This is a genomic window from Variovorax sp. Varisp85 (assembly GCF_047304045.1).
GTDB lineage: Bacteria > Pseudomonadota > Gammaproteobacteria > Burkholderiales > Burkholderiaceae_C > Variovorax.
In genome coordinates this window covers 72407-85355 of record NZ_JBGLYN010000020.1, presented here as the reverse complement: position 1 = coordinate 85355, position 12949 = coordinate 72407, and the positions used below count along the sequence as shown (strand labels likewise).

Here is a 12949-nt window from a genome sequence, read left to right as displayed (position 1 = left end):
CCCCCCCCACCCCCCCCCCCCCCCCCCCTGCCGCGGCCCCCCCCCGGGGGGGGGGGCCCGGGGGCGCCCCCCCCCGCGCGCGCTGTGCTGGATCCTGATGCCCGAGACCTTGCGCGGCCTCTGGAAACAGCGCCTGCGCTGGGCCGTCGGCGGCATCCAGACCATGCTGCGCTACACCTCGCGCATCCTGCGGCCGCGCCACTGGCGGATGTGGCCGATCTACCTGGAGTACATGACCAGCGTGGTGTGGGCCTATTGCATGGCAGCGGTGCTGGTGATCGGCCTCGTGCGGCCGCTGCTGCCGGCGAACTCGTCCTGGCATTCGGCGCTGCTGCCGCACTGGCAAGGCACGCTGCTGGCCATGACCTGCATCCTGCAGATGCTGCTGAGCCTGTGGATCGACCGCCGCTACGACCGCGACCTGATGCGCTATTTCGCCGGAACGATCTGGTACCCGATCGCCTTCTGGATCATCACGATGGCGACCACCGTCATCGCCCTTCCCAATGCTCTGATACGCCGCCGCGGCAAGCGCGCGGTGTGGACGAGCCCCGACCGAGGAGTTTCCGATGCGCCCTGAGACCCATGCCCAAAGCCGCCTGCACGAGACGCACGACGACAAGCCGCCGCCGAGCCGCCAGCGCTCCTGGGGACAGCCCGCGGTGGACGAGCCGATCATCGACGCTGCACGAATCCCGCTGCGCGCCTTCGGCACGGGCCGCTCGCCACTGCGCACGCTGGCCATGTATCTGTGGCTGCGCGTGCTGCGCCCGGCGGTCACCCTCGGCGTCTGGCTCTGCGCGATCTGGTACGCATGGCCCTATGTGCTCGGCGCGCGCTCGCAGCCCGAGGTGATGCAGCTGCTCGGTTTCTATGCCATCGCGATCGGCGTGATCCTGGTCTCGATGCTGGTGATGGCGCCGCTGCGCCGCCGCCAGCAGACGCGCGAGACGCCGCCGGACCAGGAACAGTCGTCGCTGTTCGCGCTGGCCTCCTACATCGAGGTGCCGCCGGCGCGGCTGTCGGCCTGGCAGCGCGCGCGGCAGCTGCTGGTGCACCACGACAACAACGGCCACCTGCGCGACGCCACGGACACCGCGCCGGGAGCGCTGGAGCCCGAGCCGCTGCAGCGCGCGGCCGCGGGGCACTGACGCCGGACGGGGCACGGCGGCATACGGCCGCATCCGTGCAGGGGTTTCGCGGCGGTGCTTCAATCACCGCCACACTCCACTCTCCATCAAGGACTCTTTCATGGATCTCCAGCTCCAGGACCAGCACGCTCTCGTCACCGGCGGCAGCAAGGGCATCGGCCTGGCGTGCGCGCTGGGCTTCCTGCGCGAAGGCGCACGCGTGAGCCTCGTGTCGCGCGATCTCGCCAATCTGGAACAGGGCCGCAGGATGCTGGTGGATGCCTTCGCGCAGGCCGAAGGCCGGATCTCGGTGCATGCGGCCGACCTCAAGGACCCGGCCGGCGCCGTGGCCGCGCTCGACGCGGCCGAGCAGGTGTTCGGTGCGGTCGACGTGCTCGTCAACTCGGCCGGCGCCGCGCGCCGCACCCCGCCCGACGAACTGACGGCCGCGTCGTGGCACGACGCGATGGACGCGAAATACTTCACCTACATCCACATGATCGACCCTGTGGTGAAGCGCATGGGCCAGCGCGGCCGCGGCGCCATCGTCAACGTGATCGGCCAGGGCGGCAAGGTCGCGAGCCCGGTGCACATGGCCGGCGGCGCGGCCAATGCAGCGCTGATGCTGGTGAGTGCCGGCATGGCCGCGGCCTATGCCGCCAAGGGCGTGCGCGTGAACGCGGTGAACCCGGGGCTCACGCTGACCGAACGGCTGCAGGAAGGCATGAAGGCCGACGCGAAGCTGCAGGGCATCGGCACCGACGAGGCGCTTGCGCGCGCCAAGGCACGCCTGCCGCTGGGGCGCATCGCGACGCCCGAGGAAATCGCCAGCACGGTGGTCTTCCTCGCGTCACCGAAGGCGAGCTACGTGACGGGCGCCATCGTGGCGATGGACGGCGCGGTGACGCCGATGATCTGAAGGCGCGGTTTCAAGCGCCGCCGCCCTCACCCCAACCCTCTCCAGGAGGGAGAGGGAGCCGATCCGGAGCAGCCTCCTTACTCAGGCAACAGCCTGCAACGCCTCGAACTTCAGCGCCAGGAAATCGACGAACGCCCGCACGCGCGCGGGCACGAAGCGCCCGCTCGGCAGCAGCGCATGCAGCGGGTAGGGCTCCGTCTCCCAGTCGGGCAGCAGGCGCACGAGGCGGCCTTCGCGGATGTCGTTGCGCACGTCGAGCGCGGACTTGAGCGACACGCCGTAGCCCGCCACCGTCCATTCGCGCGCGAGCGAGGCGTCGTCCACGCTGCGGTTGCCGTTCACGCGCACTTCGGTCCACTGGCCGTTCTGCGCGAAGCGCCAGACGCGGTGGCGGCGCCCCGAGCGGTTGAAGATCAGGCAGTTGTGGTGCACCAGGTCTTGCGGCACCTTCGGCGCGGGATGGCGGCGCAGGTAGCCCGGTGACGCCGTGAGCACCGGGTTGGTCAGCGCGAAGGGCCGCGCCACCAGGCGCGAATCGGCCAGCGCACCGTAGCGCAACGCCACATCGACCTCGTCGCGCATCACGTCCAGCGGACGGTCGCCGACCGACAGCGAGAGCTGCACGCCGGGATGCAGCGCCAGGAATTCGTCGAACCACGGCAGCAGCGTGCTGCGCGTGAGGTCCGAGGGCGAAGCCACCCGCAAGGTGCCGACCAGATCGCCGCGGTCGGCCGTGACGAGCGACTCGCCCTCGTCCAGCAGCTCGAAGGCGCGCACCGCGTAGTCGAGCAGCGTCTGGCCCTGCGGCGTGAGGCGCATGGCGCGCGTGGAGCGCTCGAACAGGCGCGCGCCGAGCTGTGCCTCCAGCCGCTTGAGCGTGGCGCTGGCGGCCGCGGGCGTGATGCCCAGCGCATGCGCCGCCGCCGTGAGCGTGCCGCCGCGCGCTGTCTGCACCAGTACCTGCAGGTCGGAGAGATTTTCAATCTTCATTTGAAAGTGTTGCTGATTCAAGCCGCCTTATCAAACCTTCCTTGCAATCCTACAGTTCAGGCATCGTCACTGAAAGGTTCCTCCCCATGAAAGCCGTCGGCTACTACCAGCCCCTTCCCATCGACAACCCCGAATCGCTGCAGGACATCGAGTTGCCCGCCCCCGTGGCCGGCCCGCGGGACCTGCTGGTGCGCGTGAAGGCGGTGTCGGTCAACCCCGTGGACACCAAGGTCCGCAAGAACGCCGCACCCGAGGCCGGCCAGGCCAAGGTGCTGGGCTGGGATGCCGTGGGCACGGTCGAGGCCATCGGCAGCGGCGTGAAGAACTTCAAGGTGGGCGACCGCGTCTACTACGCGGGCTCGATCGTCCGCCCGGGTGCCAACGCCGAACTGCATGCGGTGGACGAGCGCATCGCGGCGATCGCGCCGAAGACCCTCGACGACTCGCAGGCCGCCGCGCTGCCGCTGACCACCATCACCGCGTATGAACTGCTGTTCGACCGCCTGCGGGTGCCCAAGGGCGGCGGCGGAGGCCAGACGCTGCTGATCACCGGCGGCGCGGGCGGCGTGGGCTCGATCCTGATCCAGCTCGCGCGCCAGCTCACGAAGCTGCGCGTCGTCGCCACCGCCTCGCGCGCCGAAACGCGCGAATGGTGCCTGGCGCTCGGCGCGCACACCGTCATCGACCACTCGAAGCCGCTCGCGGCCGAGCTCAAGGCGGCCGGCATCGGCGAAGTCGACATGGTCGCCAGCCTCACGCAGACCGAGCAGCACTACGCGCAGATCATCGAGAGCCTCAAGCCCCAGGGCCAGATCGCGGTGATCGACGACATGAAGATGCTCGATGCGATGCCGCTGAAGACCAAGTGCATCTCGCTGCACTGGGAAATGATGTTCGCGCGCTCGCGCTTCGAGACGCCGGACGTCGCCGAGCAAGGCGCGCTGCTGGCGGAGGTTGCGGCGCTGGTCGACGCGGGCCGCGTCCGCACCACCGCCAATGCGAGCTTCGGCACCATCAATGCGGCGAACCTGAAGAAGGCGCATGCGCTCATCGAGAGCGGCAAGGCGCAAGGGAAAGTCGTGCTGGCCGGGTTCTGAGCTACGTGGACTGCCACGGCAGCCCGCGCATGCGCTCGCGCTTTTCTTCCTCGTCGAAGTGCGCGAGCGAAGGCTTGATGAGGTCGCTGCGCGCCACGATGCCGGCCAGCGCGAGCGATTGCGCGTCCTTCACCACCGGCAGCCGTTCGAGCCGGTGGCGCGCGAGCCGGGTCGCGACGGCGCGGCAGTTCTCGCCAGGCAGCGCGAAGTACAGCGGCGCGTCGGCGCAGGCATCGCCCACGGTCGCGATCGGGTCGCACGTACCGCGCGCGGCCAGCATCGCGCGGTCGGCCACGCCGATCACCGCGCCGTTGCGCAGCACGGGGAACGCACGGTGCGCCTGCCCTTCGCCGAAGTAGCTGAACAGAGCCTGCGCCACCGGCATGGCCGCGTCGATGCTGCGCACCTCGCGCGTCATCACCTCCTCGACCGAATGCCGCTCCAGCGGATCGATGCCGTACTCGCGGTAAATGTGATAGCCGCGGCGCGCGATTTTCTCGGTGAGGATCGAGCGGCGCATCGTGAGCACCGTGAAGCCGTAGGCCACGGCAGAGGTGGTCAGCAGCGGCAGCAGCGCATTGCTGTCGTGCGTGAGCCCGAAGGCGAAGATGGTGGCGGTGAGCGGCGCACGCATCACGCCGCCCAGCGTGGCCGCCATGCAGACCAGCGGCCACAGCATCGGGTCGTTGCCCGGCAGGATGTGCGAGAGCACCACGCCCAGGCCGGCGCCCATCATCAGCAGCGGCGCCAGCACGCCACCCGAGGTGCCCGAGCCCAGCGAGATGACCCAGATGACGGCCTTCACCGCCAGCAGCGCGATCACCACGCCGAGCGCGAGGTGGTTGTGCAGCAGGTCCCCGATCACGTCGTAGCCCACGCCCAGCGCACGCGGCTGCAGCCAGCCGCCGATGCCGACCGCGAGGCCGCCGATGGCGGGCCACCACATCCAGTGCAGCGGCAGCTTGCCGAACCAGTCTTCCACCTTGTAAAGCGAGATCGACAACGATGCCGACAGCGCGCCGCACAGCACGCCGGCGATCACGCACGACAGCATGGCGAGCGGGCCGGGCACGGCCGTCTGCAGCGGGAACAGCGGGCCGGCGTCCATCAGCAACGGCCGCGCGAAGCCCGCCACCGCGCAGGCCACGGCCACCGGCAGCAGGCTGCGCGGGCGCAGCTCGAACAGCAGCAGTTCGACGGCCAGCAGCACCGCCGCCACGGGCGTGCCGAACACGGCCGTCATGCCGGCCGTGGCGCCCGCCACCAGCAGCGCCTTGCGCTCGGCCGCCGTGAGATGAAAGTGCTGCGCGATCAGCGAGCCGATGGCGCCCCCGGTCATGATGATCGGCCCTTCGGCGCCGAACGGGCCGCCGCTGCCGATCACGATGCCCGAGGACAGCGGCTTGAGCAGCGCGACCTTCGGCGACATCTTGCTCTTGCCAAACAGGATCGCCTCGATGGCCTCGGGAATGCCGTGGCCGCGGATCTTGTCGGAACCGTAGCGCGCGACCAGGCCGACGATCAGACCGCCTATCACCGGCACCACGATGACCCAGGCGCCCAGCGTGTGCGTGGCCGGCGAACGGTCGGCCAGCGAGAAAGTCTGGAAGAAGAACAGGTTGGTGAAGAAGCGGATCAGGTCGAGCAGCACGCGCGCGGCCACGGTGCTGACGGCGCCGATGACGGCCGCCATGACGGTGATGCGCATGAGGCGCGTGTTGAGCGCGAAGTCGCCGCGCGGCGGATGGGAGTTGGCTTTGGAGCTCATGGAATTTCCGGAAGATCGATTTGCGGCACGTCGAACACGCCCTTGAGCGAGCGCAGTTCCGCGCGGTGGAGCTCGGCCAGCCGCAGCAGCAGCTTCTCGCCCTCGGCGAGCAGGTGCACCTCGACCTGCCGGCGGTCCGTTTCGCTGGGCCGGCGCTGCACCAGTCCGAGCGCTTCGCAGCGCGTGACGAGCGCAACCGCGCCGTGCGGCTGCAGCTGCAAGCGTTCGGCGATCTCGCCCACCGAGGCCCAGTCGCGGCCGGGCACGCCCTTGATGTGCAGCAGCACCAGGTATTGCTGCGGCGTGAGGCCCTCGGCCTGCGCGGCGCGCTCGGAGAAGCGCTCGAAGCGGCGCATCTGGTAGCGGAACTGGGAAAGCGCCTCGAAGTCTTTCTTGGCGAGCTTGCGGGGGGTGGAAGCCATGACGAGGGGAGATGCCGGAATGGCCGAAATATATCACGTCGTGACATATATACCGTGCGACACAATGGGTGCATGACCGCCGACCCCATCGAGTTCGACACTCCGCGCCTGCGCTTGCGCCAGTGGCGCGAGAGCGATCTGGCGCCCTTCTTCGCGCTGGCTTGCGACCCGCAGGTGATGGAGTTCCTGCTGCCGCTGCCCACGCGCGCCGACAGCGATGCGCTGGCCGATCGCATCCGCGCGCGCTTCGCGGAAAACGGCTGGGGCTTGTGGGCGGTGGAGCACAAGGCGTCCGGCGGGTTCATGGGCTTCACCGGCCTGAACTCACCGGCGGTCACGCTTGCGTTCTCGCCGTGCGTCGAGATCGGCTGGCGATTCGGGCGCGGCTGGTGGGGCCAGGGTTTCGCGAGCGAGGCCGCACGCGCTGCGCTGCAGGTCGGCTTCGAGCGGATCGGGCTGGACGAGATCGTCGCCTTCACCGCCTGGAACAACACCCGCTCGAGCGCGGTGATGGAGCGCATCGGCATGAAGGAAGACGTGGCCGGCGCCTTCGACCATCCGCTGGTGCCCGAAGGACACGCACTGCGCCGGCACAGGCTCTACCGCATCGCCCGACCGCAGCGCTGAAGAAAGCTACTTCGCCCTCGACACCCGCCACACGGCGTTGCCGACATCGTCGGCCACCAGCAGTGCCCCGCCCTTGTCGAGCGCCACGCCCACCGGCCGGCCCTGCGCCTTTTCGTCGGCGGTCAGGAAGCCGGTCAGCACATCGACCGGCGGCCCGCTGGGCTTGCCTCCGATGAAGGGCACGAACACCACCTTGTAGCCCGACTTGGGCTTGCGGTTCCACGAGCCATGCTCGCCGATGAAGACGCCGTTGGCGAACTGGTCGGGCATGCCGCCCGGCCGCGAGAAGGCCATGCCGAGCGGCGCGACGTGCGCGCCCAGCGCGTAGTCGGGCGCGATGGCCTTGGCCGTCATCTCGGGGTTCTGCGGCGTGACGCGGGCGTCGACGATGCCGCCGTAGTAGCTCCAGGGCCAGCCGTAGAAGGCGCCGTCCTTCACCGAGGTGAGGTAGTCGGGCACGAGGTCGCTGCCGATCTCGTCGCGCTCGTTCACCACGGTCCACAGCGCCTTCGTGTCCGGGTCCCAGCCCATGCCGTTGGGGTTGCGCAGGCCGCTCGCGAACAGGCGCTTCTCGCCGCTCTTCGTGTCGACTTCCCAGATGGCGGCACGGCCCTCTTCAGCCGCGAGGCCGTTCTCGCCGATGTTGCTGTTGGAGCCGACCGTCACATAGAGCTTGCTGCCGTCGGCATTGGCGATGACGTTCTTGGTCCAGTGGTGGTTGATGCCGGCGGGCAGCTGCGTCACCAGCGTCGGGTTGGCGCGGATGGAGGTCTGGCCCTCGGTATACGGCACCTTCACCAACGCGTCGGCATTGGCGATGAAGAGTTCGTTGCCGACCAGCGCCATGCCGTACGGCGACATCAGGTTGGTCATGAACACCTGCTTCACCTCGGCGAGGCCGTCGCCGTCGGCGTCGCGCAGCAGGGTGATGCGGTTGGCGCTGGGCACGCCCGCGCCGGCGCGGGCCATGAGCTTGCCCATGACCCAGTTGCGCACCTTCGCGACCACGCCGCTACCGCCGTCGCTGCTGCCGCCCGGCTTGGGCGGCTTGTTGCTCTCGGCCACGAGGATGTCGCCGTTGGGCAGGGTATAGACCCAGCGCGGATGGTCGAGGCCGCGTGCCAGCGCCGTCACCTGCAGGCCTTCGGCGGGGATGGGCGAGGCGGTGTCGGTCCAGCCGACGGCGGTCGCGACGTTGACGGTGGGAATCAGGGTCTTGTTCGGCTGGGCCAGTTGCGGGCGAGGGCCGGTCGTGAGCTCCGGGGCCAGCTTGGCGGTCTCGCCGCAGCCGGCGACGAGCAGCAGCGCGGCGGCCAGGGCCAGTGCGGATGCTTGCTGCGGTGCTGTCATGCGTATTCCTTGCGCGGCCGGGTGCCGCATGCACCGGATGATCCCCAGCCGGGCAGCCCCGGGGTTGTCGGCCACGGGCGCTTTCTGGCGTGGGCGCACCTCATTTGCGCATCGCCGCTACCATCGCCGGATGACCGACGACCTGTTCCGAGCCGACGCCTACCTGCGCACCTGCGACGCCCGCGTCCTGCGTATCGACGAAACCGGCATCGTGCTGGACCGCACGGTGTTCTATCCGCTGGGCGGCGGACAGGCCGGCGACACCGGCGTGCTGGCGCTGGCCGACGGGCGCGAACTGGTCATTGCCGACACCCGCAAGGCCAGGAACGAAGAAGGCCAGCCGACGAATGAATTCGTGCACGTGCCCGCCCCGGAACAAGCCGACCTGCTGGCCGCGCTGAAGCCCGGCGACACCGTGACCGCCCGCCTCGACTGGGAGCGCCGCCATCGCCTGATGCGCTTCCACACCGCCTCCCACCTGCTGTGCCACCTCGTGCCGGTGCCGGTGAACGGCTGCTCCATCACGCCCGAATACGCGCGCATCGACTTCCACATGACCGATCCGCTGGACAAGGAAGCGCTGACCGCCGGGCTCGCGAAACTGGTCGAAGCGGCCCATCCGCTGACCGTGGGCGCCATCACCGACGAGGAACTCGACGCCAACCCCGCGCTGGTCAAGAGCATGAGCGTGCAGCCGCCGCGCGGCACGGGCACGGTGCGCACCATCCGCATCGGCGGCGACGGCGATGCCCAGATCGACTTCCAGCCCTGTGGCGGCACGCATGTTGCAAACACTTCCGAGATCGGGGCGGTGATGGTCACCAAGATCGAGAAGAAGAGCGCCAACAGCCGCCGCGTGGTGCTGGGCTGGGCCCCTGCGGCGGCCTGAAACGGCCCGGAACTTCGCCTCCATTGAATGCTCCGACTGACGGCATGATCTTTTCGCGCATCCATTTCGCTACGCTTCTGATAGCAATCACCGCAGCCAGCATGCCGGCTGCGGCGCAATTGGCTTCCAAGCCAGGCGCCGTGGTGACCACCCCCCACGTGCGCGCCGAACTGATCGCCCACGCCCCCGACGGCGTGGCGCCCGGCGCCCCGGTCTGGGTCGGCCTGCAGATCACGCACCAGCCCGAGTGGCACACCTACTGGAAGAACGCCGGCGATTCGGGCCTTCCCACCGAGATGGCGTGGACGCTGCCGGCCGGCGTGTCCACCGGCGAGATCGCCTGGCCGGTGCCGACGAAGATCCCGGTCGGCAACCTCGCCAACTACGGCTACGAAAACACCGTGCTGCTGCCGGTGCCGCTGGAGGTGTCGACGCTCTACAAGCCGCCGGTGGCGCTGGGCGGCGGCACGCCGGCCATGGACATCCGGCTCAAGGCTTCCTGGCTGGTCTGCCGCAAGGAATGCATCCCCGAAGAAGGCACGTTCACGCTGCCCCTGCCGCTGCAGGGCTCGACCGCGCTGCACAAGGCCGAGTTCGACGCCGCACTGGCGGCCCAGCCGCAGCCGCTGGCCAAGGCCGGCACCATCGAGGTCGATGGCCACAACCTGAAAGTGCGCCTCGAAGGCCTGCCCGCCGCCGTGCAGGGCAAGACGCTGGGCTTCTTCCCCGAGACCCCCGAGGTGATCCGCACCGCGGCCGTCTCCGGCAAGGACTGGACCCAATCCTGGCAGGGCGGCACCTGGACGGCGACGCTGCCGCTGGCCGATCAGCGCAGCGCGAGCCCCACGGTGATGCCGGTGGTGGTGGCGCTGGCCGAGTCCGACCGGCAGGCCGGCCAGCCGGTGGCCTGGCGCGCCGAAGCGCCGGTCACGGGCGCCTGGCCGGCAGGCGCTGCGCCGCGCGCCGAGGTGTCGCCGGCGCTGCAGGCAGCGCTCACCGCCAATGCGGCCAAGGCAACAGCCCCGGCCGGCGATGCTCCGGCGCCCTCCTCGACCACCTTCATGGCCGCGCTGCTGGGCGCGCTGATCGGCGGCCTGCTGCTCAACCTCATGCCCTGCGTGTTCCCGATCCTCGCGATCAAGGTACTGGGCTTCGCGCGGCAGGCGGGCAACGCCAGCGCGCACCGCAAGGCCGGGCTGGCCTACACGGGCGGCGTGATGCTGTCCTTCCTCGCGCTGGGCGGCGGCATGCTCGCGCTGCGCGCGGCCGGCGCCGGGCTGGGCTGGGGCTTCCAGCTGCAGTCGCCGGGCGTGGTCGCTGCGCTGGCGGCGCTGTTCACACTGATCGGGCTCAACCTCGTGGGCGTGTTCGAGTTCGGCCGCGCCGCGCCCTCGTCGGTGTGCAGCGCGCAGGCCAAGCACCCGCTGGCCAACGACTTTCTCTCGGGCGTGCTCGCCGTGGTCATCGCCTCGCCCTGCACCGCGCCGTTCATGGGCGTGTCGCTGGGTTTCGCCATCGGCCTGCCGGCCGGCCAGGCGCTGCTGCTGTTCGCGGCGCTGGGCTTCGGGCTGGCGCTGCCGTACCTCGTGGCCGGCTTCGTGCCCGCCGTGGCGTACCTGCTGCCGAAGCCCGGCCCGTGGATGAGCACGCTGCGCCGCTTGCTCGCCTTTCCGATGTTCGCCACCGTGGCGTGGCTGGTGTGGGTGCTGGGCCAGCAAAGCGGCATCGACGGCGCCGGCACGCTGCTCGCGCTGCTGGTGTGCCTGGCCGCCATCGTCTGGGCGCTCACGCTGCGCGGGCGCACGCGGGTCGTGATCGCCACCGTGCTGATCGGCTTCACGGCCGTGCTGACCGCCACCATCGGCCGCAATGTGCTGCAGGTGGTGGAGCCGGCCCGGCTGGCGGCGGCATCCGGCACTGCCGGCCAGCGCTGGCAGCCCTGGTCCGCCGAGCGGGTGTCCGAGCTGTCGGGCGCCGGCCAGCCGGTGTTCATCGACTTCACCGCTGCGTGGTGCGTGACCTGCCAGTACAACAAGAAGAGCACGCTCTCCGATGCCGCGGTGCTGGCCGACTTCGACGCGAAGAAGGTCGCCATGCTGCGCGCCGACTGGACCCGGCGCGACCCCGCCATCACCGCCGCGCTCACCGCGCTGGGCCGCAGCGGCGTGCCGGTGTACGTGCTGCAGGCGCCGGGCAAGCCGCCCGTCGTGCTGACCGAGATATTGGGAAAGGACGAAGTCCGCGCCGCCCTCGCCGCGCTTTGACCACCAGCGTGACATGGGTTGTCACATGCACTTGAAGAAACCGTTCTAAGCTGCAGTTGTTGTTTGGAATTTGTTCTGGAGTTCAAGCTGGCCATGTCTCTTTCGCCAACCACAGACTCGCGCTCCCGCCGTGCCGCGCGCCATGCCCGCGCCGCACTGAGCCGGGCCTCCCGCCGTGCGGTCGTTGCCGCCGCCGTGGCGCTCGGCGCCACCTTCCTGATGGGTACCAATGCCGCCGCCGCGCCCGCGGTGGGTCAGCAGGCGCCCGATTTCATCGCCGTCGACACCAGCGGCGCCAAGCACAAGCTGTCCGATTTCGCGGGCAAGTTCGTGGTGCTCGAATGGACCAACCCCGGCTGCCCCTTCGTGCGCAAGCATTACGGCAGCGGCAACATGCCCGCCACCCAGAAGGCCGCGACCGACAAGGGCGTGGTGTGGTTGGCCATCAATTCCACCGAGCGCGCCGCCACCGACTACCTCAAGCCCGAGGCGCTCGACGCCTGGATGAAGTCGCAGAAGGCCGCGCCCACCGCCGTGCTGATGGACGAGGACGGCGTCATCGGCCAGGTCTACGGCGCGCGCACCACGCCGCACATCTTCATCATCGACCCCAAGGGCACGCTGGTGTACGCGGGCGGCATCGACAGCATCGCCTCGGCGCGGGCGGACGACATCAAGACCGCGACCAACTACGTGAACCAGGCACTGGGCGAGGCCTTCGGCGGCAAGCCGATCTCGGCCGCCAGCACGCGGCCCTACGGCTGCTCGATCAAGTACAAGACCTGAGCCCGACCCGGATGACGCAAGTCCCGGGCACCGCCGGATACGGAGCCAACGCCGCGGCGCTGGCCACCCAGTACGAAAGCCTGCACTTCGCCGACGTACACCGCGAGGTGCTGCATCTCTTTCCCCCGCCGCCGGCCCGCGTGCTCGACATCGGCGCCGGCGCCGGGCGCGACGCGGCGGCGCTGGCCGCGCTGGGCCACCGGGTCGTGGCCGTGGAACCGACCGCCGAACTCCGCGCCGAAGGCCTGCGCCGCCACGCCGCGCTGCCCATCGAGTGGGTCGACGACCACCTGCCCGGCCTGCATCGCACCCGGGCGCTCGGCGAGCGATACGACCTGATCCTGCTGACCGCCGTCTGGATGCACCTCGACGACGCGGAACGCCGCGCCGCGATGGCGGCCCTTGCCGGACTGGTGGCCGACGGCGGGCAGATTGCAATGTCGCTGCGCCATGGCCCCGTGCCCGCGGGCCGGCGGATGTTCGAGGTGTCGGCTCAGGAGACCTGCGAGCTTGCCGAAGCGCACGGTCTGCGGCGCCGGTTTCTAGGCCAGCGCGAGGACATGCTCGGCCGCGCAGATGTGACATGGAGCGTCCTCGTCCTCGGGGCCCGGGCCTCGCGCGTGACGCTGCCAGTGACAGCTACCTGACTCGCACAGTCAGCCAGCGGTCGGGAAGCCCACCTACCCTCGGGCGAGCACATCGCCAAT

13 protein-coding genes are annotated in these 12949 nt (G+C 70.1%); 9 read left to right on the top strand and 4 right to left on the bottom strand.

Going from position 1 to position 12949, the window contains the following annotated elements; translation table 11 throughout:
• The first annotated feature begins 97 nt into the window (after positions 1-97).
• From ACCC97_RS10925 to ACCC97_RS10915, 3 genes are all read left to right on the top strand, one after another.
• Positions 98-580, top strand: a complete 483-nt coding sequence (locus tag ACCC97_RS10925) for a hypothetical protein (RefSeq protein WP_413332773.1) — start codon at positions 98-100, stop codon at positions 578-580.
• The gene (gene pgaD, locus ACCC97_RS10920; RefSeq protein ID WP_007838911.1) at positions 570-1151 is read left to right on the top strand and encodes a poly-beta-1,6-N-acetyl-D-glucosamine biosynthesis protein PgaD; all 582 of its coding nucleotides are present in this window, start codon (positions 570-572) and stop codon (positions 1149-1151) included. Before ACCC97_RS10925 ends, pgaD begins: the two co-directional genes overlap by 11 nt.
• Before the next feature lie 100 nt (positions 1152-1251).
• A complete protein-coding gene (locus ACCC97_RS10915) occupies positions 1252-2049 on the top strand; it encodes an SDR family oxidoreductase (RefSeq protein ID WP_413332771.1) in 798 nt (265 codons plus the stop codon).
• An 81-nt stretch (positions 2050-2130) separates the two neighbouring features.
• On the opposite strand, the gene ACCC97_RS10910 is transcribed toward ACCC97_RS10915, so the two are convergent.
• Positions 2131-3039, bottom strand: coding sequence for a LysR family transcriptional regulator (locus ACCC97_RS10910; protein ID WP_007838909.1), 909 nt, complete (start codon positions 3037-3039; stop codon positions 2131-2133).
• Positions 3040-3125: 86 nt separating this feature from the next.
• Here ACCC97_RS10910 and ACCC97_RS10905 point away from each other — a divergent pair, with 86 nt between their 5' ends.
• On the top strand, positions 3126-4136 hold the full coding sequence (locus tag ACCC97_RS10905; RefSeq protein WP_413332769.1) for a zinc-binding alcohol dehydrogenase family protein: 1011 nt from the start codon (positions 3126-3128) through the stop codon (positions 4134-4136).
• A gap of 1 nt (position 4137) precedes the next feature.
• Here ACCC97_RS10905 and ACCC97_RS10900 read toward each other — a convergent pair whose 3' ends face one another.
• Both ACCC97_RS10900 and ACCC97_RS10895 read right to left on the bottom strand, forming a co-directional pair.
• Entirely contained in the window at positions 4138-5904 is a 1767-nt protein-coding gene (locus ACCC97_RS10900) for a chloride channel protein (protein ID WP_007838905.1), read from the bottom strand.
• Positions 5901-6326: a MarR family winged helix-turn-helix transcriptional regulator gene (locus ACCC97_RS10895; protein WP_007838903.1), complete on the bottom strand. Its 426-nt coding sequence runs from the start codon at positions 6324-6326 to the stop codon at positions 5901-5903. Before ACCC97_RS10895 ends, ACCC97_RS10900 begins: the two co-directional genes overlap by 4 nt.
• Positions 6327-6398: 72 nt before the next feature.
• On the opposite strand from ACCC97_RS10895, the gene ACCC97_RS10890 reads away from it, so the two are divergent.
• Positions 6399-6953, top strand: coding sequence for a GNAT family N-acetyltransferase (locus tag ACCC97_RS10890; protein ID WP_007838901.1), 555 nt, complete (start codon positions 6399-6401; stop codon positions 6951-6953).
• 6 nt (positions 6954-6959) lie between these two features.
• Here the strand turns inward: ACCC97_RS10890 and ACCC97_RS10885 are convergent, their stop codons facing one another.
• Positions 6960-8303, bottom strand: a complete 1344-nt coding sequence (locus tag ACCC97_RS10885; protein WP_007838899.1) for a PQQ-dependent sugar dehydrogenase — start codon at positions 8301-8303, stop codon at positions 6960-6962.
• A 130-nt stretch (positions 8304-8433) separates the two neighbouring features.
• Between ACCC97_RS10885 and ACCC97_RS10880 the strand changes: the two genes are divergently transcribed.
• From ACCC97_RS10880 to ACCC97_RS10865, 4 genes are all read left to right on the top strand, one after another.
• Positions 8434-9192 carry an alanyl-tRNA editing protein gene (locus ACCC97_RS10880; RefSeq protein WP_413313586.1) on the top strand — a complete coding sequence of 253 codons (759 nt, stop codon included), beginning with the start codon at positions 8434-8436 and terminating at the stop codon, positions 9190-9192.
• Positions 9193-9236: 44 nt separating this feature from the next.
• Positions 9237-11456, top strand: a complete 2220-nt coding sequence (locus ACCC97_RS10875; protein ID WP_413332774.1) for a protein-disulfide reductase DsbD family protein — start codon at positions 9237-9239, stop codon at positions 11454-11456.
• A gap of 93 nt (positions 11457-11549) precedes the next feature.
• The gene (locus tag ACCC97_RS10870; RefSeq protein ID WP_413313588.1) at positions 11550-12242 is read left to right on the top strand and encodes a thioredoxin family protein; all 693 of its coding nucleotides are present in this window, start codon (positions 11550-11552) and stop codon (positions 12240-12242) included.
• An 11-nt stretch (positions 12243-12253) separates the two neighbouring features.
• Positions 12254-12889 carry a methyltransferase domain-containing protein gene (locus tag ACCC97_RS10865; RefSeq protein ID WP_007838889.1) on the top strand — a complete coding sequence of 212 codons (636 nt, stop codon included), beginning with the start codon at positions 12254-12256 and terminating at the stop codon, positions 12887-12889.
• Positions 12890-12949 lie beyond the last annotated feature (60 nt).